The organism is Sulfoacidibacillus thermotolerans, assembly GCF_003144315.1.
Lineage (GTDB): Bacteria > Bacillota > Bacilli > Alicyclobacillales > SLC66 > Sulfoacidibacillus > Sulfoacidibacillus thermotolerans.
Map to the genome: position 1 here is coordinate 1 of NZ_MPDK01000119.1, position 418 is coordinate 418.

General features: G+C 40.9%; 1 protein-coding gene. It reads left to right on the plus strand.

The annotated features are described in order from the left end of the window. On the plus strand, window positions 1-418 hold a 418-nt coding region (locus BM613_RS14755; protein WP_109431877.1), incomplete at both ends, for a 5'-nucleotidase C-terminal domain-containing protein.

Below are 418 nucleotides of genomic sequence, written 5' to 3' on the forward strand. Positions count from 1 at the left end.
GTTTTGTTCAGACCAGTATGGGCCATCTGATTCTGAGCGCTCTGACAGAACGTATTGACGCAGATTTTGCTGTTGTCAGTGGTGGGGAAATTCGAGATTCCATAGAGAGTGGTAACATCACATACAAAGATATACTGAAAGTTCAGCCATTTGGTAATACGGTAGTAAGTATTGATTTGACGGGGAAAGAAGTAGCTGCCTACCGAGCTACAGTGGCACAGAGGAAACCGGATTCCGGAGCCTACCCACAATGTTTGAATACCAGCTTTGTAGTCAAAAAAGGAAAAATCGAAATGCTAAAAATAAAAGGTAAATCGGTTGACCTTAACAAAAAATATCGTATGACAACATTTAGCTTTAATGCTACTGGTGGGGATGGCTATCCACGTATTGATAATAGACCCGGATACATAAATAC